General features: G+C 49.2%; 19 protein-coding genes and 3 tRNA genes. 20 read left to right on the top strand and 2 right to left on the bottom strand.

The window, feature by feature from the left end; all coding sequences use genetic code 11:
• The 13 genes from MOZ60_RS05480 to MOZ60_RS05420 all read left to right on the top strand — a co-directional run bounded on the left by MOZ60_RS05480 (position 1) and on the right by MOZ60_RS05420 (position 14155).
• The gene (locus tag MOZ60_RS05480) at positions 1–1839 is read left to right on the top strand and encodes a glycoside hydrolase family 13 protein (RefSeq protein ID WP_370595928.1); all 1839 of its coding nucleotides are present in this window, start codon (positions 1–3) and stop codon (positions 1837–1839) included.
• Between the two features lie 10 nt (positions 1840–1849).
• On the top strand, positions 1850–2443 hold the full coding sequence (locus MOZ60_RS05475) for a histidine phosphatase family protein (RefSeq protein ID WP_277653387.1): 594 nt from the start codon (positions 1850–1852) through the stop codon (positions 2441–2443).
• 178 nt (positions 2444–2621) lie between these two features.
• Positions 2622–3041 (top strand): hypothetical protein, encoded by a 420-nt coding sequence (locus tag MOZ60_RS05470; protein ID WP_370595927.1) that lies wholly within the window; start codon positions 2622–2624, stop codon positions 3039–3041.
• A gap of 147 nt (positions 3042–3188) precedes the next feature.
• Positions 3189–4349, top strand: a complete 1161-nt coding sequence (gene cdaA / locus MOZ60_RS05465) for a diadenylate cyclase CdaA (protein ID WP_370595926.1) — start codon at positions 3189–3191, stop codon at positions 4347–4349.
• Entirely contained in the window at positions 4342–5748 is a 1407-nt protein-coding gene (locus MOZ60_RS05460; RefSeq protein ID WP_277655592.1) for a CdaR family protein, read from the top strand. The genes cdaA and MOZ60_RS05460 overlap by 8 nt, the downstream gene beginning before the upstream one ends.
• The gene (glmM, locus tag MOZ60_RS05455; RefSeq protein ID WP_108775031.1) at positions 5741–7078 is read left to right on the top strand and encodes a phosphoglucosamine mutase; all 1338 of its coding nucleotides are present in this window, start codon (positions 5741–5743) and stop codon (positions 7076–7078) included. The genes MOZ60_RS05460 and glmM overlap by 8 nt, the downstream gene beginning before the upstream one ends.
• Positions 7079–7147: 69 nt before the next feature.
• Positions 7148–7807, top strand: coding sequence for a response regulator transcription factor (locus MOZ60_RS05450; RefSeq protein WP_108775307.1), 660 nt, complete (start codon positions 7148–7150; stop codon positions 7805–7807).
• Positions 7804–9207, top strand: coding sequence for a HAMP domain-containing sensor histidine kinase (locus MOZ60_RS05445; RefSeq protein ID WP_277008660.1), 1404 nt, complete (start codon positions 7804–7806; stop codon positions 9205–9207). The genes MOZ60_RS05450 and MOZ60_RS05445 overlap by 4 nt, the downstream gene beginning before the upstream one ends.
• The gene (locus MOZ60_RS05440; RefSeq protein ID WP_370595925.1) at positions 9204–9974 is read left to right on the top strand and encodes an alpha/beta fold hydrolase; all 771 of its coding nucleotides are present in this window, start codon (positions 9204–9206) and stop codon (positions 9972–9974) included. The genes MOZ60_RS05445 and MOZ60_RS05440 overlap by 4 nt, the downstream gene beginning before the upstream one ends.
• Positions 9971–11545: a UDP-N-acetylmuramoyl-tripeptide--D-alanyl-D-alanine ligase gene (locus MOZ60_RS05435; protein WP_370595924.1), complete on the top strand. Its 1575-nt coding sequence runs from the start codon at positions 9971–9973 to the stop codon at positions 11543–11545. Before MOZ60_RS05440 ends, MOZ60_RS05435 begins: the two co-directional genes overlap by 4 nt.
• A gap of 6 nt (positions 11546–11551) precedes the next feature.
• The gene (locus MOZ60_RS05430) at positions 11552–12439 is read left to right on the top strand and encodes an isoaspartyl peptidase/L-asparaginase (RefSeq protein ID WP_277010601.1); all 888 of its coding nucleotides are present in this window, start codon (positions 11552–11554) and stop codon (positions 12437–12439) included.
• Between the two features lie 34 nt (positions 12440–12473).
• On the top strand, positions 12474–13205 hold the full coding sequence (locus tag MOZ60_RS05425; RefSeq protein WP_370595923.1) for a glycerophosphodiester phosphodiesterase: 732 nt from the start codon (positions 12474–12476) through the stop codon (positions 13203–13205).
• Positions 13202–14155, top strand: a complete 954-nt coding sequence (locus tag MOZ60_RS05420) for an alpha/beta fold hydrolase (protein WP_370595922.1) — start codon at positions 13202–13204, stop codon at positions 14153–14155. The genes MOZ60_RS05425 and MOZ60_RS05420 overlap by 4 nt, the downstream gene beginning before the upstream one ends.
• A gap of 37 nt (positions 14156–14192) precedes the next feature.
• Here MOZ60_RS05420 and MOZ60_RS05415 read toward each other — a convergent pair whose 3' ends face one another.
• Entirely contained in the window at positions 14193–14333 is a 141-nt protein-coding gene (locus tag MOZ60_RS05415; protein WP_370595921.1) for a hypothetical protein, read from the bottom strand.
• A 363-nt stretch (positions 14334–14696) separates the two neighbouring features.
• On the opposite strand from MOZ60_RS05415, the gene MOZ60_RS05410 reads away from it, so the two are divergent.
• The 6 genes from MOZ60_RS05410 (at position 14697) to MOZ60_RS05385 (ending at position 18391) form a co-directional block, all read left to right on the top strand.
• Positions 14697–15767: a dipeptide epimerase gene (locus MOZ60_RS05410; protein ID WP_277635493.1), complete on the top strand. Its 1071-nt coding sequence runs from the start codon at positions 14697–14699 to the stop codon at positions 15765–15767.
• Position 15768: 1 nt separating this feature from the next.
• Positions 15769–17187, top strand: coding sequence for a serine hydrolase (locus MOZ60_RS05405; protein ID WP_370595920.1), 1419 nt, complete (start codon positions 15769–15771; stop codon positions 17185–17187).
• 237 nt (positions 17188–17424) lie between these two features.
• Positions 17425–17515: transfer RNA gene (locus tag MOZ60_RS05400), tRNA-Ser, on the top strand.
• 4 nt (positions 17516–17519) lie between these two features.
• Positions 17520–17593: transfer RNA gene (locus tag MOZ60_RS05395), tRNA-Asp, on the top strand.
• 10 nt (positions 17594–17603) lie between these two features.
• Positions 17604–17677 (top strand) — tRNA-Gly (locus MOZ60_RS05390).
• Between the two features lie 87 nt (positions 17678–17764).
• Positions 17765–18391, top strand: a complete 627-nt coding sequence (locus MOZ60_RS05385) for a YczE/YyaS/YitT family protein (protein WP_370595919.1) — start codon at positions 17765–17767, stop codon at positions 18389–18391.
• Here MOZ60_RS05385 and MOZ60_RS05380 read toward each other — a convergent pair.
• Complete coding sequence (locus MOZ60_RS05380) at positions 18382–19206, bottom strand: MerR family transcriptional regulator (RefSeq protein ID WP_108775023.1); 825 nt, start codon at positions 19204–19206, stop codon at positions 18382–18384. The genes MOZ60_RS05385 and MOZ60_RS05380 overlap by 10 nt on opposite strands.
• Before the next feature lie 117 nt (positions 19207–19323).
• Between MOZ60_RS05380 and MOZ60_RS05375 the strand changes: the two genes are divergently transcribed.
• Positions 19324–21909, top strand: a complete 2586-nt coding sequence (locus MOZ60_RS05375) for an FAD-dependent oxidoreductase (protein WP_370595918.1) — start codon at positions 19324–19326, stop codon at positions 21907–21909.
• Positions 21910–21956 lie beyond the last annotated feature (47 nt).

Raw genomic sequence — 21956 nt, 5'->3', positions numbered from 1 at the left:
ATGAAAAACAGGAAACTGACGATGGACAGTACCATCCGGGATGTATATGCCAATCCAATCGGCCACGACATCATTGCCAAGATTCTTCTGCAGGCAGGCCTGCCTTCTTTTCTGGTGGAAAATCCTGCCGCATCTCATCTGAAACTGAAATGGCTTGTCAAGCCTTTGTCCCATCTGCTGGATGCGGATTTCTGGCCGGCCTTTCTCAAACTGGTCAATCAGGAAGAAGAGGGTATGCAGGAAGATGGCCAGCCAGGTGACAGGCGCTGGTGGAAGTCGGCTGTCTTTTATCAGATTTATCCTTCTTCCTTCTGTGATGGCAATCATGATGGCATTGGTGATCTGGCCGGCATCATATCAAAGCTGGACTATCTGCAGGATCTTGGCGTGGATGCACTGTGGTTATGCCCGATTTATGATTCACCTATGGATGACAATGGCTATGACATCCGTGATTATCGTGCCATCAATCCGCGCTTTGGCACAATGGCACAGTTTGACGCGCTGCTCAAAGAAGCACATCAGCGCGGCATGCGGCTGATCATGGACCTGGTCGTCAACCATACAAGCGATGAACATCCATTCTTCCAGAAAGCACTGGCGGATGCGCATAGTCCGTATCATGACTACTATTTCTTTTCTTCATCAAAGAACGTGCCCAACAACTGGACATCGTTCTTCTCAGGCAGTGCCTGGGACCAGTATGGTGACCGCAGAGAATGGGCATTGCATCTGTTTGCAAAGAAACAAGTCGATCTGAACTGGGACAATCCGGCTGTGCGCCATGATGTATGCACGATGGTGAACTGGTGGCTTGACAAAGGCGTGGATGGATTCCGTCTGGATGTGATCAATTACATCAGTAAGGATGCCGGCCTGCCGGATGGCGATGTGTCGGTTGGAAAGCTGATGGGCTATACCGGCATTGAGCACTACTACTATGGCCCTCACTTGCATGACTATCTCCATGAGCTGCATGAAAATGCCTTTGGCCCGCATGATGCCTTTGCGATTGGTGAGACGCCGGGTCTGGGCATGGAAATGGCAAAATTGGTTACCGATGAGCGGCGCAAAGAACTGGACATGATCTTCTCGTTTGATCATCTGGAAACACCAGGACATGTGCGCTTTGAAGATTACCGCTATGATCTGAATTATCTGCGTGATTATCTGATTGACTGGTCAGCACATTATGGCAGCCACTGCTGGATGTCACTGTTCTATAACAACCATGATAATCCCCGCATGGTATCCAAGATTGATCCCAGTGGGAAATACCGCCGTGAAATCTGCCTGCTGCTGGCGGTGATGCAGATGACGCTGCCAGGCACGCCGTTTGTCTATCAGGGAGATGAAATGGGTCTGGCCAATTATGATTTTCATTCGATCCATGATCTGCATGATATTGAATCATTGCGGTATTACAAAGAACATGTCTCGCTTGGAGAAGATCCGGATGATGTATGGAAGCGTGTCAAGGCAGGCACGAGAGATCACGCCAGAGTGATGCTGCCATGGAATGAAGAAAATCCTGTCCAGAAGGAAGATCCGGTTGTATGCAAGGCATATCAGGATCTGATCAGGCTGCGGCATTCCTGTGATGCACTTGTCTATGGTTCCTTTCATGTGCTGGACAGACGTCATGACAGGTTTGTTTATCTGCGCCGGGATGATGAGGACACATATTTGATTGACTGCAGCTTCTCTGCAGAAAAACAGGAACCATATCCCATTCACTATAACTGGACTCTTGTATGGCCTTCCTGCCTGTATGACCACAAGCTGGGACCGTATGGGGCAAGAATCTGGAAACGGATAGATGACAGAAAGATAAAGTGAGGAAATACAGATGGATAAGACACTTGTACTGGTACGCCATGGCCAGACGCTGTTCAATATGGAAAACCGTGTGCAGGGATGGTGTGATTCTCCGCTGACTGAAACAGGCAGAGCGCAGGCTGCATTGGCCGGGAAGACGCTGCAGGAAGCGGGCTATGTATTTGATCACGTCTATTGCTCAACGGCAGAGCGGGCCTGTGATACGGCTGAAATTGTCGGTGGCATGCCCTATGTGCGCTGCAAGGATCTGCGGGAAAGATGCTATGGCAGAATGGAAGGAGAAAGCCGCCGGATCTCTCATTGCATTCCTGCCGAGATGCGGGATGCCTTCTATACTGCCATGGGCGGTGAATCCCGTGCCCAGGTACAGCAGCGTGTTTATCATCAGCTGGAACAGATCATGCAGAAAGAAGATCATCATACAGTTCTGGCTGTCAGCCATGGTGAGTCAATTGCCTGCATGATTGAGATGGTGCTGAAAGAACAGGCAGATGTATTTCTGAAAGAACACCGCATTGAAAACTGCAGTATGACTATATTGTTATATTCTGAAAGGATGTTCTATCTGCAGAAAATGCTGTATATTCCAGAAGCTGCCAGCTGAAAATTCTATTCTTCCCTGACGTGTGCATGAAAGAATCCCCCGATGCCTGAAAAGTCTTGTCACATTTGACAAAAAAGCAGGTAAAACCTGAATTATTTATTCTATTCATTGATAAATGCCGATATAATATAGCCATAAGTTTGTGCCACTTTACAGCATTTAGAAAAGAGGAAATCATATGAAAAAAGGATCGGAGCTGTCGGTACTGGAGGCATTGCTGAGGCTGACTGATCGTGATCATTTTGTCACCCTCAGCCAGATTTCAAGCTACATCAAGAAAGAGTTCGATTATGAAATTGAAAGACGCACTTTGTATTCTGATATCGAAATTCTCAAGATGCATGGATGGGTTGTGACCGGCTATACAGCCGATCATCCTGGCTATTCGATTGACAAGCGCAATCTGACCCCGAAGGAAGCTGCCAATGCTTTCCTTGCGACTGCCCGCAGTACAGGTGATAAAGTGAATCTGAGCGGTCTGCTGCATGCTTTGTCTTACGATTTTTCCAATTATCAAAAGGATGTTCTGAAGGATCTTCTGGAAGATACTGGTTATCTCAGCCAGGAAGATCTGGCTTATCTGACCATCGAAAGATAAATTTGAAATGCTGCATCAGCGCCTTCCGGCGCTGTTTTTTTAACAGTGTACATTCAGCGTGCTGAAGGTAAGGGTGGCATTACTTACGGAATGCAAATAAAATGGAAGGTGGAGAGAGTGTTACCATCTTTTCGGAAAGGAGATTCCATGTCTGGCCTGTTTCTTAACTGGAGTCTGGATAGTTTTGGCAGCGTGATCCGCTCGCTGGCTGATATTTTCATTGTCTGGCTGATTCTGTACTATGTGCTGCGCCTGGCCCGTTCCAATTCGCGGACAACGCAGATTTTCAAGGGTATTCTGCTTGTTATCATCGTCGATGCATTGTCCAATCTGCTTGGCTTGAAAACCGTAAAATACTTTGCGGATATGTTCATCAACTGGGGCTTTCTGGCTCTGATCATCATCTTTCAGCCGGAACTGCGCTCTATGCTGGAGAAACTTGGCAAAACGAACGTGTTCAGCCGGATTTCCAGTCTCAGCGGCAATGAAAAAGAACATCTGGTGGATCAGATTGTGACTGCTGTCATGCTGCTGAGCAAGGACAAGACGGGTGCACTGATCTCGATTGAGCGCTCCCAGTCGCTGGATGACTATGTCGCGACCGGCACAAAGCTGAACAGTGATGTGACGGCGGAAATTCTGACATCCATCTTTGTGACGACCACCCCGCTGCATGATGGTGCTGTCATTATCCAGGGAGATAAGATTGCATGTGCAAGTGCGTATTTCCCGCCGACCAATCTGGACTTGCCCGGCCGCTATGGTGCCCGCCACCGTGCCGCCGTTGGCATTTCTGAGATTACGGATGCAGTGACTGTTGTTGTTTCCGAAGAAACAGGCAATGTATCCGTAACAGAGGGCGGCCGCATGATGAGCGTGAATGAGAGACAGCTGCGTGACTATCTGCTGCGGACGATCTGCGGTCAGAGCACACCTGTGGATGCCAGTGAATCAGGCAATGATGAAACAGAAACTGGCAGCGGAAATGATCAGGAGGAACCGTCCAGCCGCCGTTTTCCGTTTTTCCATGCGGAGAGTGAGCAGGAAAAAGAGGAGGAGAAGATGGAGGAGCTTCATGATGAGGCTGCCCGCATCAAACTGCCGCAGAATCATAAGCATGACCGTCCCATACCTTCCTATCCTCAGCAGGATCGAAAGATCCCTTCCTTTACGGAAGCTGAGAAGCAGATGGCAGAGATCGAAGAAAAGAAGGCACATGAACATGCCAGGATTGAACCTGAGTCTGTCAGCGGATTGAAACGCAGTGAAGAAGATGATGACGGGAAGGGAGATGAGCCGCATGCCTGAGGACAAGAAAGACCGCCGCAGAAGCTCGGCAGCCAAGACCGATCTGGCCCGCAGAATTGCGGAGCAGTCCCGCCGCATGGCACGTACATCCCAGCGCTTTGAAGAATTCCTGCTGAAACTGCTGCGCTGGTTTTCCACCGCACTGGACAAGATTCTGTTTAATCGGAAGTATTCCCGCTGGGTTGCTCTGGCGTTGGCAGTGATCATGTATATGGCCGTGAATGCCAATTCCTGGCGCAGTCTGACAACCGGCATGACCAGCAGCCGCTCCCGCAGCAACGTTACTGTTTCCGCTCAGTATAACAGTGATGCCTTTGAGCTTTCCGGACTGCCTTCCACATGTGATATCACCATCACCGGTGATGCGACCAGCGTCACCACAGCCTTCAACAGTGACGGTACCATCACAGCTGATCTGGAAGGACTGTCAGAAGGCACACACAATGTCAAGCTGAAAGCAGAAGGGTTTGGTGATTCGGTCAATGTCAAGATTGATCCTTCCAATGTTACGGTAACGCTGAAGAAAAAGACAACCGAACAGTTTGATCTGTCTTATGATCTGGTCAATCAGGATAAGATGGACAGCAAATATTCCGTAGGAACACCAGAGTTTGAGTATACCAAGGTCAATGTGCGCGCATCCCGTGATACCTTGAACACCATTGCCTTTATACGGGCGTTGATTGACGTGTCAGGACAGACAAGTGACTTTGATCAGGATGCCAGGCTTGTGGCATATGATGCGGATGGCCAGGTGGTCAATGCGGATATTGTGCCGGATACTGTTCATGTACATGTACCGGTTTCTTCGATCAGTAAGACGGTGGGCATTCAGGTGCAGGTCAGTGGTGAGGTGCCGGATGGCAAAGCCATTGCCAGCATCGGCCTGGATCAGCAGACTGTGACAATCTATGGCTCGCAGTCTGTGCTGGATGGCATAGACAAGGTGACTGTGACTCTGGATGCCAGCACATTGACCAAAGATGCGACGGTACTGCGGCCGATCACACTGCCTTCCGGGGTATCCAGTGCCTCGATTTCACAGGTGACCATGACGGTCAAGCTGGGCGATGAGACAAGCCGTACGATTGACAATGTCAAGATTAACTACAAGAACAATACAGGCAATTACACAGCGACCCAGCCGGACGGCAAGACGACAACGAGCGTAACGGTCTATGGTACCGCCGACAATATTAAAGCGGTCAGCGCAGATGATATTATGGTATATATAGACATGTCTGATGCGCAGCCGGGCCTGCAGACATTTGATCTGCAGATCGACCAGCCTGAGAATGGCCTGGTGCGCTATGAGCTTTTGGAAGATACGTATGAACTGAATGTGATCGGGGATACAACACAGGATACTCAGACAGAAGGAGATACAAACAATGGGTAAGTATTTTGGAACAGATGGAATTCGCGGCAAAGCCAATGAAGGACTGACAGCAGAACGCGCCTTTGTGGTTGGCAGATATCTTGGCTGGTATTACAGCCAGAAGGGGAAGAAGAATATTGTCATTGGCAAGGATACCCGTCTTTCCAGTGATATGCTGGAGTCGGCACTTGCGGCCGGCATTACATCAGAGGGCTGCGATGCGTATCTTGCCGGATACTGTCCGACGCCGATGATCTGCTATCTGACCGTCCATGAGGATTTTGCGGTTGGCGCCATGATCTCGGCCTCTCATAATCCATTCTATGACAATGGCATCAAAGTGTTCTCCAAGCAGGGCGTCAAGCTGCAGGGGGAAGTGGAAGCACTGATTGAGGATTATATTGATGGCAAGATTGAGATTCCATATAAGACAGAAGGCGAGATCGGCCGGATTGTGAATTATCCGGAGGGTCTGGATCACTATCTGAACTTTGTGGTCTCCGAATTTCCGCTTGATCTGCACGGCACCAAGATTGCGATGGACTGCGCCAACGGCTCAGCAACCTATACAGCCGAGAAGGCACTGCGCCGGCTTGGCGCAGAATGCACGATCTTCTGCAATGATCCCAATGGCACCAATATCAACCGCAAGTGCGGCAGCACCCATCCGGAGCGCTTCCAGGAATATATGAAGCTTGGCTCCTATGATCTTGGCCTGACATTTGATGGCGACGCAGACAGACAGATTCTGGTCAGACCGGATGGTGAGCTGGTCAATGGCGACTATGTCCTGTATATCTGCGGCAAGTATTACCGTGATAAAGGGGTGCTGACCAATAATACGATTGTGACAACCGTTATGGCCAACCTTGGTCTTTGGAAAGCAATGGAGAGAGAACATATCAACGTTGCCAAGACGGATGTTGGTGATAAGTATGTCTATGACTGCATGATCAAGAATGACTATATCCTGGGCGGTGAGCAGAGCGGCCATATCATCTTCTCGCGCCATGAGACAACCGGTGACGGCCTGGTGACAGCCCTTGCGATTCTCAAGGTTATGAAGAACACGGGCAAGAGTATTTCCGAGCTGTGTGAGGGTCTGCGCATTTATCCACAGCTGCTTGTCAATGTCAAAGTCAATGACAAGACAAAGGTCATGGATGATCCGGAAGTCCAGGAAGCCATTGCCAGGGTGAACAAGGATCTGAATGGCAATGGACGCATTCTGGTGAGACCTTCCGGTACGGAACCGCTGCTGCGTGTCATGGCAGAGGCGGAAACGGATGAGATCTGCCAGCAGGTATGCGGCCAGGTTGCAGATGTGATCAAGGCTAAATTTGGCGCATGATGTATGGATGCCGTCCTGATTCGGGCGGCTTTTTTATGTGCACGTGTTAAAATGATTCTGGTGATTGCAATGAAAAAAGTGATTTGTATTGTTGAAGATGAAAAAGACCTGAATGAGCTGGTCAAGCGGTATCTGGAAAAGGAAGGCTATGAGGTACGCTCCTATCTGACTTTTGATGAAGCCAGTGCCCATACAAATGATGATGATGTGCATCTGTGGATTCTGGATATCATGCTGGGTGACAAGTCCGGCTTTGATCTGATTGATGAGATCCGTGCCCATTCTCCGGATGTACCGGTCATTTTCATGTCTGCCCGTGACAAGGAGTTTGACCGTATTATCGGCCTGGAAAAAGGCAGCGATGACTACATTACCAAGCCGTTTTCACCCAAGGAACTTGTATTGCGGGTGAACAATGTCATGCGCCGTACGTATAAAGACGAAGGAGCACGCATTGAAGTCGACGGCTATGAGATCGATGAGAATCAGCGCATGGTCTTTGAGGGAAATAATCAGATTGAACTGACAACCAAGGAATTCGAACTTCTGATGCTTTTTGTAAACAATAAGGGCACTGCCTTCCCGCGTGATGAGATTCTTTCCAAGGTGTGGGAGACAAATTATTACGGCAGTGACCGGGTGGTGGATGATACGCTGCGCAGGCTGAGAAAGAAGATGCCGAATCTGAGCATCCGCACAATTTATGGATTCGGATACCGGCTTGGATGAAGCGCCTCAATCTGTGGCTGCGTGAGCTGTCACTAAACCAGCAGCTGCTGGCGATCATCATCCTGTTTATCTCCGTCTTTGCCATCTTTATTTCCACTTTTCTCTCACCGGCACTGGACCAGTTTTCCCAGAATGAAATGTACCGGCTGCTGCACAATTCCCAGGAAAGCCTGCTGTCCTATCTGGATAACTATGATGGTGATCTGGATGAGATTGTGCCTAATGAAGATGCAGAAATCGTGGATGCTGTCTGCCAGAACGGTATCATTACCGTGCTTGGCACCAGATCACTGCCATCGGATCTGCAGAAAGACATCGTGTCCCATACAGAGCAGGAAGTTTCCGGTACCCAGGATTACAAGTGCAGTTCAGAAGCGGATGACCGTGTGATTACGTATCTGTATTCCATGACACTGATGAAAAATGGCAGCTGGCTGATATCTGTGATGGACAATGCCTACCAGACTCAGTTCAAGACGTCGCTTGTCAATGAAGTGGTGACGATGAATGTACTGGTTGTATTAGTCCTGTTCATCATTCTGATGGCGTGGGTATCCACTTTGATCGTGCCTTTGTCACAGATCCGCACCTATATTGAAAAGGTTAAGAATGATGAACCGGCGCAGCTGAATGTGCACCGCCGTGATGCCATCGGCCAGGTCGCTGATGCATTGCGCGATATGGAAGGTGAGCTGCAGAAACAGAACCAGCAGAAGCAGGAAATGATTCAGAATATTTCGCATGATCTCAAGACGCCGATTGCCACAATCAAGTCGTATGGTGAGAGCATCAAGGATGGGATTTATCCATATGACACATTGGAAAAGAGCGTTGATGTCATCATTGAACATGCGGACCGTCTGGAAAAGAAAGTCCAGTCCCTGATTGTGTTGAACAAGATGGACTATCTGCAGGATGAAACACCGGATGGTGATACGGTGGACATGAATGAGGTCATTGATCAGGTCATTCTGTCTTTGAAAGTCATTCGTCCGGAGATTTCACTGGAAAAGGATACCGAGGAAAATGTCTTTTTCCATGGTGCCCAGGATCCATGGCGGATTGTTGTGGAAAACCTGGTTGACAATGGCCTGCGGTATGCGGTATCCCATATCAGGATTGTGCTGAAGGAAAATGAACTGAGTGTCATTAATGATGGCAGTCCGATTCCGGATGAGGATCTGGAGAGAATCTTTAGGCCGTATGAGAAAGGTACCAATGGCCGCTTCGGTCTTGGCCTTTCTATCGTCTATAAGGTGGTCACAACCTATGGCTATCATGTGGATGCAGAAAACCTGCCGGGCGGCGTGTGCTTCCGGGTATGGCGGGAAGGCAGAAAGCCATCCAGAAGAAAGAAGAAAGAAACGCATAACAGCGGGGGACAGGAGGAAAAGCCATGAGCACTGAGGTGAAGTGGTGTACATGCCGCAATGTGAAAACGGCATATATAGAAGCTGGAGAAGGACCGGATATGGTTCTGCTGCATGGCTGGGGACAGAACAAGGAAATGATGGGACTGATCATGGCGCACTTCAAGGACCGCTATCATGTCTACAGTCTGGATTTCCCGGGACACGGTCAGTCTGATCTGCCTGATTGCGCCTGGGGTGTACCGGAATATACGGAATTCTTTGAAGATTTTGTGGAGCAGAATCACATTGCAAATCCGGTGATTATTGCCCATTCCTTTGGCTGTCGGGTGGCGATCCGGTATGCGGCAAAGCACCACGATGTCAAAAAGATGTGTCTGACCGGGGCTGCCGGCATCCGTCCCAGGCAGTCTTTGGACGCAAAGATCCGTGTATCTGCTTATAAAGCAGGCAAATGGTTTCTTAAGGCAACCCACAATGAAGAAAAGCTGCGCCAGTTGCAGGCATCAGCCGGTTCTGAGGATTACCGCAATGCCAAGGGCATCATGAAGCCCACGTTTGTGAAAGTCGTCAATGATGATGTCACACCGGTATTGAAAGATGTGACATGCCCGGTGCTGCTTGTATGGGGTGAAAATGATACGGCTGTGCCGTTATGGATGGGACAGGAAATGGCAAAGAAGATGCCGGATGCCGGCCTGGCTGTCTTTGAACATGATGACCATTGGGCTTACTGGCATCAGCCGCAGCGCTTCAATGCCGTACTGGATATCTTTTTGAAAGAGGAAAATGCATGATCACGAAACTGCTTTTGTTTGCTTTGACCATGTGGGCACTCTGGATTCCTTCCAGGCATGCCCTGCATATGTATCAGCAGAACCGCTATGAAAATGGAAGATTTGCTAAATGGATCCGTACATCTGTGCATGATCAGGTCTCATCCTGTATTATTCCGCTTGCCATCGTATTGATTTCTATTGTGGTTTCACTGTTTCAAGTGACGATCTGGCCATTTGTATGCGTGCAGATTGTCATGGCACTGTACCATCGGGCAATGGAAAAGGGAAAACAGTACATCAAGCCGCTTGTCGTCACGGCAAGAGTAAAACGGCAGATCGCTGTGCTGGTGATCCTGGAAGTAGTTGCCCTCTGGCTGATTCTGGCTTTTGTACCAGCATGTTTCAGCTATGGACTGATGATAGCGGCTGGCTATTTCCTGCCCTGGATTCTGCTGTTTGCAGTGGGATGGATTACTGCACCGATTGAACATGGCGTACAGCAGTCCTATCTCAATGATGCAAAAAAGATTCTCAGCAGCCATACCGGTCTGATCAAGATCGGCATTACCGGTTCTTACGGTAAGACAACCACCAAGAATATCATGCAGGCAGTGCTGTCTGAAAAGTACAACACACTGATGACGCCGGCTTCCTACAATACGCCGATGGGCATCACCCGCACGATCCGGGAAATGCTCAAACCGATCCATCAGGTATTTGTGTGCGAAATGGGTGCAGACCATGTTGGCGATATTACCGAACTGATGAATTTTGTCCATCCTTCCATCGGTGTTGTGACATCCATTGGACCGCAGCATCTCAATACATTTGGCAGCCAGGAAAACATCATCAAAGAAAAGATGCAGATGGCTGAAAAGCTGCCAGCTGATGGAGCGGCAATCCTGAACTATGACAATGAATTCATCCGGAATTATCACATTGCAAATCCGGTCAAAGTCATCAGCTATGGCATTGTGTGCCAGCAGGCAGATTATCATGCCGAAGATATTTCCTATTCCGCTTCCGGTTCTTCGTTTGTGATTGTGCATGGGAATGAGCGCATTCCCGTGCAGACAAAACTGCTGGGTGAGCTGAATATTCTGAATATTCTGGCGGCAGCGGCATGTGCACGCTATCTCAATGTATCGTGGGAGGCCATTGCCGCAGGCTGTAAGAATATGAAACAGGTGGAACACCGCCTGGAACTGAAGCGGATCAATGGCTTCCGCTTCATCGATGATGCGTTCAATGCCAATCCAAGCGGCAGTGCTATGGCGCTGGAAGTACTTGGCATGATGCCGGGCAGGCGGATCATTGTGACCCCTGGCATGATTGATCTGGGCGCAAAGCAGGATGAAATCAACCGCAGCTTTGGCCAGAAGATGAAGGGCAAGGCGGACTGGGTTGTACTGGTAGGTGAAGCCCAGACAAAACCGATTCTGGCTGGCCTGCAGGATGTGGATTTTGATATGAGCCATGTGGTAGTATTGGCAAAGGAAAAGGAGGCATTTAACTGGGTGTGGGCAAATGCTTCAAGAGAGGATACGATTCTTCTCGAGAACGATCTGCCTGATGCTTTCAACCGGTGAACGAATATGACTTGGTGTGTGATTGGTACCTGGGAAATGGCGGCACAGGGTGCAGTCAAAGCTGCTGATCTTCTTGCAAAAAACGGTACGGCAAAGCAGGCAACACTTGCCGGTGTGCAGGATGTTGAGGATAATCCGGAATTTCATTCCGTCGGCTATGGCGGACTGCCTGGCAAAGATGGACATATTGCCATGGATGCCGGCTATATGGATGGTGACACGCTGCATTTTGGTGCTGTATCGGCACTGGAGGGGTTTCGTTCTCCGGCTGCTGTTGCCCAGTCGCTTGCGGATGGAGATGCCAATAATTTCCGTACCGGAGCAGGGGCAGCACTGTATGCAGAAGAACATGGTTTTGAAAAGCGCAACAATCTGACCCCGGAGGCACAGGAAATCTTCGAGAAGAAGAAAGTGGAAGCATTAAAAGCCTATGACGGCCACGATACGGTCTGCTTCCTGGCCCTGGACCAGAAGGGTACGATCTGTGCAACGACTTCAACATCCGGTCTTTTCATGAAGGAACCGGGCCGTGTTGGTGATACGCCGATGCCAGGTGTTGGCTATTATGCGGACAGCGAAGTGGGTGCAGCTGCGGCTACCGGCATGGGTGAAGAGATTGCCAAGGGTGCGCTGAGCTATGCAGCAGTGGCAGCTATGAAGGCTGGCCTGCCGGTGCAGAGTGCTGCGGAGCAGGCTGTCAAAGAGCTTAATGATTCTTTGATCAGACGTAATGGCTATGCCCAGCCGATGTCTTTGATTGCCATAGATGCACATGGCAGCTGGGGTGTTGGCACCAATTGTGAATTTACGTTTGCTGTGGCAGATGACAAACATGCAATGTGTGTGTATGAAGTGATCCCACAGGAAGCTGGACTGGAGATTCGTCAGAAGTGACGTTTCTCTTTTTAAAAAGAAAGAAGGATAAACAATGAAACATCAGATCTGGGCACACCGCGGTGCCAGCGGCTATATGCCGGAGAACACATTACTGTCATTTGACCTTGCTGCAAAGCAGCACGCCGATGGCGTGGAGCTGGATATCCAGTATACAAAGGACAAGAAGATCGTTGTCATCCATGATGAAAACATAGACAGAACTTCCAATGGTACTGGCTGGGTGAAAGATTATACCTTTGCGCAGCTGCGCACCTTCAATTTCAACAAGACCCATCCTGAGGCAGGCCATGCGGATATTCCCCTGATGCAGGAAGTGTTTGATCTGCTGAAACCGACAAATCTGATGATCAATATTGAACTCAAGACCGGCATCTTTGATTATGAAGGCATTGAAGAAGAAATTATTGAGATGGTCAAAGCCAATGGGTTCCAGGACCATGTCATCTATTCTTCCTTCAATCACTATTCTGCCTTGAAGGTCAGACAGCTGGATCCCAATGCAAAAGTAGCCTTCCTGTATGAGGATGGCCCGATTGATATGCCGGAATATGCTCACAAGTATGGCATGAATGCCATTCATCCGGCTGTTTACAATCTGCGCTATCAGGATGTAGTGGAAAAGGCCCACAAGTTTGGCATGGCTGTCAATGTCTGGACTGTCAATGATGAAACGCTGTGGGCATATTGTGACAAGATGAAGGCAGATGCCGTCATTACCAATTATCCTGACAAAGCCAGAATCTTCTTTGAGGAACATGCATGAGCGAGCTGGAAGAGAAGACTGCCCCCTGGATTGCCCGGCATGCCATCCAACAGGAGATTTCCTCTTTTGATGGAACCAGTCTGAATACGTATCATGCCATTCCAGACCGTGCCAAAGCTGTGATTGTCATGGTACATGGTTTCTGCGGTTTCTTTGGCAAATACCATGAACTGTTTCAGCATTTCTATGAAGCGGGATATGCACCGTTCTTTCTGGAACTGCGCGGACATGGCAAATCATCCAACCGCCGCTGCTTCGCGGATAAAAGAGTTACAGTAGGCTCCTTTGAAGAGTATGCCGGTGACATCCACGCCTATGTCAACTGGATTAGGAAGCAGTATCCTGCCCTGCCGAGATTTCTGTTTGCCCATTCCATGGGCGGTGCTGCAGGAGCCCTGGAACTGGAAGAACATCCGGATGATTTTGCCTGTGCCATTCTTTCTTCACCTATGCTGGAAATGAACTTTGGCAAGCTGCCGGAACCGGCTGTAGATGCTTTGTCCGTTTATGCCAAAGTCAAACATCTGGATGATGACTACGCACCTGGCCAGCATGCCTGGACGGGCAAGTATGATCCTGCCAATTCTTCCTGTGACAGTGAAAAGCGCTATGCCTATCAGTTCCATCAGCGCCAGGCAGATCCGGATTATCAGACCTGGGGCGGTACCTATGGCTGGGCAAGAGCTGCCAAGCAGGGCTCTGAGAAGGCACTGCAGAATGCCGGAAAGGTGCGGGTTCCGGTACTGATCTGTCAGGCAAGCCGGGATACGATGGTGCTGAATGAAGGTGAGCAGATCTTCAAGATGCGTTCTGCCAACACATCCCTTGTGCAGTATGATTCACGTCATGAAATATTTGCGGCAAATGATGAAGTTTTTAACAGATATGTCAAAGATCTTGTGACTTTCTATGATGTACAAAGCAAAAAGCTGTGTGCAAAGCAGGCATAATCTGCCTGTAAGCGCACAGCTTTTTTGACAATCAGTCTTAACTTCCCATGTTTTGTATGACATAGGCTGCCCACTGGGAGCCAGTTCTTCCGGTTGCGGCTAACAGAATTCCGTTAATGGAAAACCATGCCACGAGAAAGACAATGACTGTAATGATTAATATTTTCTTTCTTGACATATCGCTCCTTTCTGTATGCAGGATGGTCAAATCATATCTGATCTGTCATCATAAATACAAGCTTTTGCATGCTGTTCGTGAGCAACACTTAATTGCAGTTGTAGAATAACGAGCATCAGGAATTTGTTCAAAATCTGCAGGTTTATTATCAGGACCATGATGGCTCGCCTTTGGTGATTATCGTTGAAGTTCGTTAAGTGTGCTCTATAATAGGGCTAAGCCGCTGGAGGCATCTGCTGGACCATGGCAGACAAGGCGCTGCTGTTTCTCTTATGAAGCTGCACTGAAGCAGGAAAAAACAGATGCTATGGAGCCTGAACATGAGTTGGCTGACTCCTGTGATAAAGAAGGAGAATGGAAGCTATGAAGATCTCGGATATTTCCTTTGAAGTGATGCATTTTCCGTTGCAGAAACCGTTTCATGTGGCATTTGGAACGATTTCTTCCATGGATACGTGCATTGTGAGGATTAGAACAGATGATGGCATGACCGGCTGGGGAGAGGCAGCGCCGCTGCCCTATGTAACTGGTGACAATCTTGAAACGATCCTTTCTGTTGGCAATGATATGAAACGGTCTCTGACCGGCATGGATCCCCGGTCCATTGGCACGATTCATAATATTATGGATAGTCTGTATGATGGCAATACTGCTGTAAAGGCAGGCATTGACCTGGCATGTTATGATCTTGCGTCAAAGAAGGCAGGCGTTCCGTTATATGTGTATCTGGGCGGCAGTGATCCCCATCTGGTTTCGGATGTGACTATTGGCATTGACCGTCCTGATATCATGGCTGCCGAGGCAGTGAGTTATGTGAATTGTGGTTTTTCAATATTGAAAATCAAGCTTGGCGAAACTGTGAAAGCGGATGTAGAACGTATTGCGGCAATAAGGAAGGCGGTTGGAGAAGATGTTATTCTGCGCACTGATGCCAATCAGGGCTGGTGTGTCAGGGATGCTGTCCGGGCTGCTTCTTTGCTTGAGCAGTATGGCGTGGATCTTATTGAACAGCCGGTGAAGGCATGGGATATTGAGGGACTGCAGGAAGTGAAGGCGAACAGTCATATTCGCATTGCAGCGGATGAAAGTGTGCATTTGCCGCAGGATGCGATGCGGATTGCCAGAACAGGAGGGGCGGATGTTGTGAATATCAAGCTGATGAAATGCGGTGGCATTTACCGGGCACTGCAGATCAATGCGATCTGTGAAGCTGCCGGAATTTCCTGCATGATTGGCTGTATGGGAGAAAGTCCGCTGGCGAATGCGGCGGGACTGCATCTGGCTGCTGCCCTGCGCAATCTGCAGGAAATCGATCTGGATTCCGGTGTTATCCTGAAACATGATCATATGCAGGCAGGATATTTGCAGAATGGCAGCAACATTACCCTTGGCTCTCAGCCGGGCATTGGTTTTGATATGGAAGGAGAACAATGATATGGATGTCAGAGAAGCGTTGGAAAGTCTGCGCAAAGATTACCATGTGGCAGGCATGGCTGCAGCGGTTGTGAAAAATGGCAGCGTTGTCTGTCTGGAGGCCAGTGGACTGCGCAATGTGAAGGAACAGCTGCCGATGAGTGCAGAAACGGTGATGCCGATTGGCTCCATCACCAAGTCGTTTACTGCCCTTGCTCTTGGCATGCTGGTGGAAGAAGGAAAGCTTGACTGGGATGTGCCGGTAAAAAACTATCTGCCTTCTCTGAAACTGGCAGACCCGGAGGCAGAGAGCAATGTCACAGTAAGAGATATTCTCTGCCATCGTTCTGGCGTGCCCAGATATGATCTGCAGCTTGCCTATGATGCCGTGGATGATCCACAGAAGATGATTGCCTCTTTGCAGTATCTGCAGCCAAGTGCACCGTTTCGCACCAAACTGCAGTATTCCAACCAGATGGTTTCTCTGGCAGGCTATCTCGTGGATGTTCTGTCTGGCATAAGCTATAAAGACTTTGTCAAAGAGCGCATCTTCAGGCCGCTGGGCATGGAACATACGGATTTTGAAGTGGACTCGCTTTCGGGATATGAAGACCATGCGGCAGGATATGTCTATGCCAATGAACAGTACATGGAACCGCCTTACCTGCATCTGGGTGCTTTCAATCCCGCCGGCGGCATCGTGTCCTGTGCAAAGGACATGGCTAAGTATGTCAATTTTCAGCTGGGGCATGGCCCTCAGCTTGTAAAGCCGGAGACATTGAAGGAAATGCATACACATCAGATGATCGGCAGCCCGTATTTCTGGTCTTTCCCGGAAGTGCAGTGCGCCGAGTATGGCATGGCATGGTTTACAGACATTTACCGCGGCGTACCAATGATCTCCCACGGTGGCAATACCAATGGCTTCTCATCCCAGCTTGCCTTCCTTCCTGAACAGGATTTCGGCATGGTAGTGCTGAGCAATGCGACTTCCACATTTGCCGTTAACGCACTTGGCAATATCCTGTGCGATGAGGCACTTGGGGTCAAAGAGATTCCGGACTGGTCATCCCGCTATCAGAAAGTCTTTACGGATTACTATGGCAGGATTATGGGCAGGCTGCAGGAACGCGCTGCAAAGAAAATCCCCAACACCCATACTGTCAGGGATTCTGCGGCATATGAAGGCGTCTATGAACATCCGGGCTTTGGTACAATGAATTTCCGGAAAGGGGATAAGGACGGCTATACAGGAACATGGAACGGTCTTCCGGCAATGCTGAATCATTATCACTATGACAGTTTTGACCTCGTGCTTCCAATGCTTGGCATGCCTGTTCCTGCCCAGTTTGTTATTGCGGATGATGGCAGCGTTGCCGGACTGAAGGTATGGCTGGAAACAGAGGCAAAGGTGAAACCTTCTTTTTTCCGTAAAAAGTAATCATTGCAGTAAAAGCGATCTTTGGGGAAAACCGGGATATTTCTCAGTTGTCTCCCACCTGGATCGCTTTTTTTGGCTATGGTATTTGCACTGATGCTTTCTATCGTATAATTGAGGGTGTAGCAGAAACTGACGAAGATGCGAAATTTGGAAAAAAAGAGTTGCATTCAAATATACCCCATGGTAATATGAATGAGCGCTAAAAAAGAGCAACACAATATGCGCTTGGCAGATATTGAGGAAATACTCAAGAGGCCGAAGAGGTGCCCCTGCTAAGGGCATAGGTCGGGAAACCGGCGCGAGGGTTCAAATCCCTCTTTCCTCGCCATACTGGTTCTGTGGAGTAGTGGCTTATCTCGTCTCCCTGTCACGGAGAAGATCGCGAGTTCGAATCTCGTCAGAACCGCCTCTATTGTGCGCGTGTAGTTCAATGGTAGAACGCCACCTTGCCAAGGTGGACACGGCAGTTCAATTCTGCTCACGCGCTCCATGATCGATCCGGAATTCGTTTCGGATTTTTTTTGCTTTGTCATGAACTGAGATATCATAGAGATAGAAAGTTTGTGAGTGATTCAAAATGAACAAAGAAAATCGCGGCCGGAGAATTACCGGCATGGTTGCAGGCAATGTGATTCTGGCACTGGGCATTGCTGTATTCCGTTTTTCACTGACAGGAAATGATGCGTATACTGCTATGAACATTGCCATTTCAAACAAGATTGGCTGGCAGCTTGGCAACTGGCAGTTACTGGTAAATATTGTGCTGCTGGCGGTGGAGTTCCTTGCTGGAAAACAGTACATTGGCTGGGGGACTCTGGTCAATGGCGGCCTGCTTGGCTATATGGTGACCTTCTTTTACAATATGCTGACAGCTGCTTTCTCTTTGCCGGAGACATTTTCGGTAAAGATTGTGATCATGCTTGCGGCGGTGGTGGTTACCTGCTACGGTTCTTCTTTATACCAGGCATCCAATGAAGGTATTGCTCCGTATGATTATGCAGCAATCGGTCTGCGCGATCATCTGCATCTGCCATATTTTGGCTGCCGGGTATTCACAGATGCCATGTGCGCACTTGTGGCATGGCTTTCCGGCGGCCTGATCGGCATCGGCACACTTGTATGTACCTTCCTGCTGGGCCCGCTTGTCTCTTTGTTTACACGTCTTGTCAATGCAAAACTGCTTGGCGTTGAAAATCAGTTCTGAGAAATCCTGGTATCCGGATCACGGATATCATTTTTTTCTATGCAGGCACGCAGCCGGAATGTATAGACCGGTTTGTCCTGCTGGTAATTGACTGCAGCAAGGTAGGCTGTGGTATCAGACAGAAAAGGTGTCTTGTTTGTTCTGGCATAAGCCATCATCGGTGCCAGGGAAAGAATATTGATGCGGGTCAGATCCTGCAGGGAAATCAACTGGGAAATGCACCTGCCGTTGGGAATCACCACAGCCTTTTCCGGTATGTCTGCATCATCTTTGAGCATGTATTTGTAGGTGCCGATACCTGCCTGCAGGGGAATCTCTTTGTCTATGATGGGACCATTCAGAATCTCTTTTGGTATATACAGGCAGATCGTTGTGGTCAGATAGTGCAGTGACAGCAGAGTTGAGGCAGCTTCCTGGAAGGGCGGATAGAAGTCAATCTTGGTGTCAACGGACTGCATGATCTGTACGCTGTCAAAGCCTTCACTCATAGTTTCGCAGATATGCCGCTTTTCCAGTTCCAGAAAACGTATTTTTTCCTGCAGCCCGGCAATCTGTTCTTTGATTGCCTGCTCCTTCTGGCTGAAACTGTCCAGCAGCTTCATGGGATTGGATGCAGAGAGAGCGTGGTCGATATCATTGAGCGACATTGTATATTCACGCAGTTTGCGCAGGTGTATGAGAGACGCAAAGTCTGCCATGGAATAATCGTAATAACCGTTTTTCTGTCTGGATGGATGCAGCAGGCCTTTCTTACGGTACATCCGGATCGTTTCGGGATTGGTATTGGTCAGTTCTGCCAGTTCATGAATATACATAGAAATACACCCCCACTTACGAAATAATTCACAAAAATGATTGACTCTGTATCTGGTACAGGGTTTTTAATAATCATAGTGAACAAATCCGGAAATGTTCAAGTTATGGGAGGAAAGATGAACACAAAAAGATGTTTTCGCAGTGGCACAATGCTGCTGTGCACAGCACTTCTGTTAGGGTCTTTGACCGGATGTGGAAAAAAGAGCGGCACGTTCAAGGGAACTGCCGAAGGTAAAAATGGGGATGTGACGGTTGAAGTCACACTGAAAAACGGGGAGATTACCAATGTTGAAGTGACGGATCAGCAGGAGACCAAAGGGATTGCCGATCCGGCTCTGGAAAAGGTGCCGCAGGAGATTGTGGATGCCGGGACACCGAATGTGGACGCAGTGTCTGGTGCCACCGTTACATCCAATGCAATCATGAATGCGGTCAAGGATGCATTGAAGAATGCAGGTTTGAATCCGGATGACTATGCAGTTGCCGCAAAGCATGAAAATGTACCGGTTACGTATACTGCCGGCACCTATACTGGTGAAGGCACCGGTTATAATGGACCGATCCAGCTGGATGTCACGTTCAGTGAAGATGGCATTACGGATATTGCGATCAAGAGTTCCAAGGAGACAAATCATATTGGCACACCTGCATATGACATTCTGTTTGCGGATGCAAAGGAAGCCAATGGCTCCGGTATTGACAGTGTGTCTGGTGCTACTTTTACTTCCAAGGGTGTCAAGGAAGCACTGGCAGATGCGGCAAAGCAGGCAAAGGCATCGGACCAGGATGGCTTTGAAAGCAATACGGTTGTGCATGAGGCACAGGATCCGATTGAAAAGACATATGATGTCGTTGTCGTTGGTGCCGGCGGTGCCGGTATGGCCGCAGCTGTGCAGGCAGCCCAGAATGGTGATTCTGTTGCCGTGATCGAAGAGAATGCCGAAATCGGCGGCAACACCATCGCATCCGGCGGCCAGTTCCAGTCTGTGCAGAAGTATCTGTGCTGGGATGAAAGCAATCCGGATGCCACAACCGGTGAGTACAAGGGCCAGACCTATGACAAGGTCAAGATGGCCAATGGCAACATCAAGGTTCTCAAGACCATTCTGAACTGGAGTGAGGAACCGTTTGATGAAAGCTACTTCAAGGACCATGACTTTGTGGCTGGTGATATTGACAGTCTCAGCCAGGCAGGTGTCCATGCGGAATATCTGGATACACTCAAGGCACTGAAGAAAGAGATTCAGGCATATCTTGACTGGGCACAGCCCAAGCTGGATGCCGGGGTTAATGAAGGCGATCTGACACTGTTCTCCACAGTCAATCTGCATATCTTCCAGACTTACTATGGCGGCTTGCGTCCGAATGCTGACCACACAAAGTGGATCTATGGTGACTACAAGCTGGTTTCTCAGTTCATTGAAGGCGGCCAGGATCTCAAGGGCTGGCTGGAAGACCAGGGAGCTCTGTTTGATGAATCTGTGCAGCCAACCATTGTCGGTGCACTGTGGAACCGTGAAAACGACTTCCTTGGCTGTGACCTGGATGGCGATGGTACGGCGGATCCTGATGGCAGCAACACCAAGGGCAAGAGCGTCTTCAACACGTACATTGCAACCACGAAGAATACACTTCTCAATACGGTGGCCAATGCGGCTGACAATGCAATCATGACGCGAACCAAAGCGGAATCTCTGCTGACAGATGATGGTGCTGTCACAGGCGTCAAGGCAAAGATGTATGACGGTACGGAAGTCACCCTGCATGCCAACAAGGGCGTTGTTCTGGCAACCGGCGGCTATGCAGCCAATATCCAGCGTGTCATGGATACCAACGAATACTGGGCTGATGGCGATATTACTTCTTCCACAAAGACAACCAACCGTTCTTCACTGGTTGGTGATGGCATTGACATGGGTACAGAAGTTGGTGCCGGCACGACCGGCATGGGCTGGACACAGATGATGCCGATCTCCTGGGTCGACAATGGCAACCTGGCCTTTGGCGGCGGCAACTATGCGATCTATCTGAATCCGAAGGATGGCACCCGCTATGTCAATGAGACAAGTGAACGTGATGTATTGTCTCTTGGTGAGTTTGAAAATGGTGTCAGCTATGATGGCGCTCAGGGCACTGTCATTGAAATTGCCAATGCATCGCAGGCAATTCCTGGCCCGTATCCATATGGCACACCGAAGGACAGTGACCTGACGCTGTGGAACAGCGACGTGGAAAACCGTCAGTACACCCGCACCGTTGATCAGCTTGACGATCTGTTCAAACAGCTTGGCTTTGACTGCACTGGTGAGCAGGTCAAGGAAACCATTCTGGCTTATGACAAGGCACTGATGGAGAACAAGGGTGAAGACCTGGATCCAGAAAAGACCGGCTGGACAGCACTGATCGGCAATGCCGAAAAGGATGAAAACGGCAACTACAAGGAAGATACTTATACACTGGATGGCGTACAGCTCAAGGTCCGCCTGCTGGCACCGAGCACACACCATACAATGGGTGGCTTGACAATTGATGATGAACGCCATGTCCTGGATGAAAAGGGCAATGTCATCAAGGGTCTGTATGCGGCTGGTGAGGTCACGGGCGGCATCCATGGTGGCAACCGTCTGGGCGGCAATGCGATTGTTGAGATCTTTGTCTCTGGACGCACAGCTGCCAATGCAATTGACGCTGATCAGAAATAAGGCGCAAAGCACCGGAAATCCGGTGCTTTTTATGTGCGCGCATCTGC

The sequence above is a fragment of the Grylomicrobium aquisgranense genome, from assembly GCF_033971865.1.
In the GTDB taxonomy this organism is placed as follows: Bacteria; Bacillota_I; Bacilli_A; order Erysipelotrichales; family Erysipelotrichaceae; genus Bulleidia; species Bulleidia massiliensis.
This window is presented reverse-complemented; position numbering and strand designations above follow the sequence as displayed.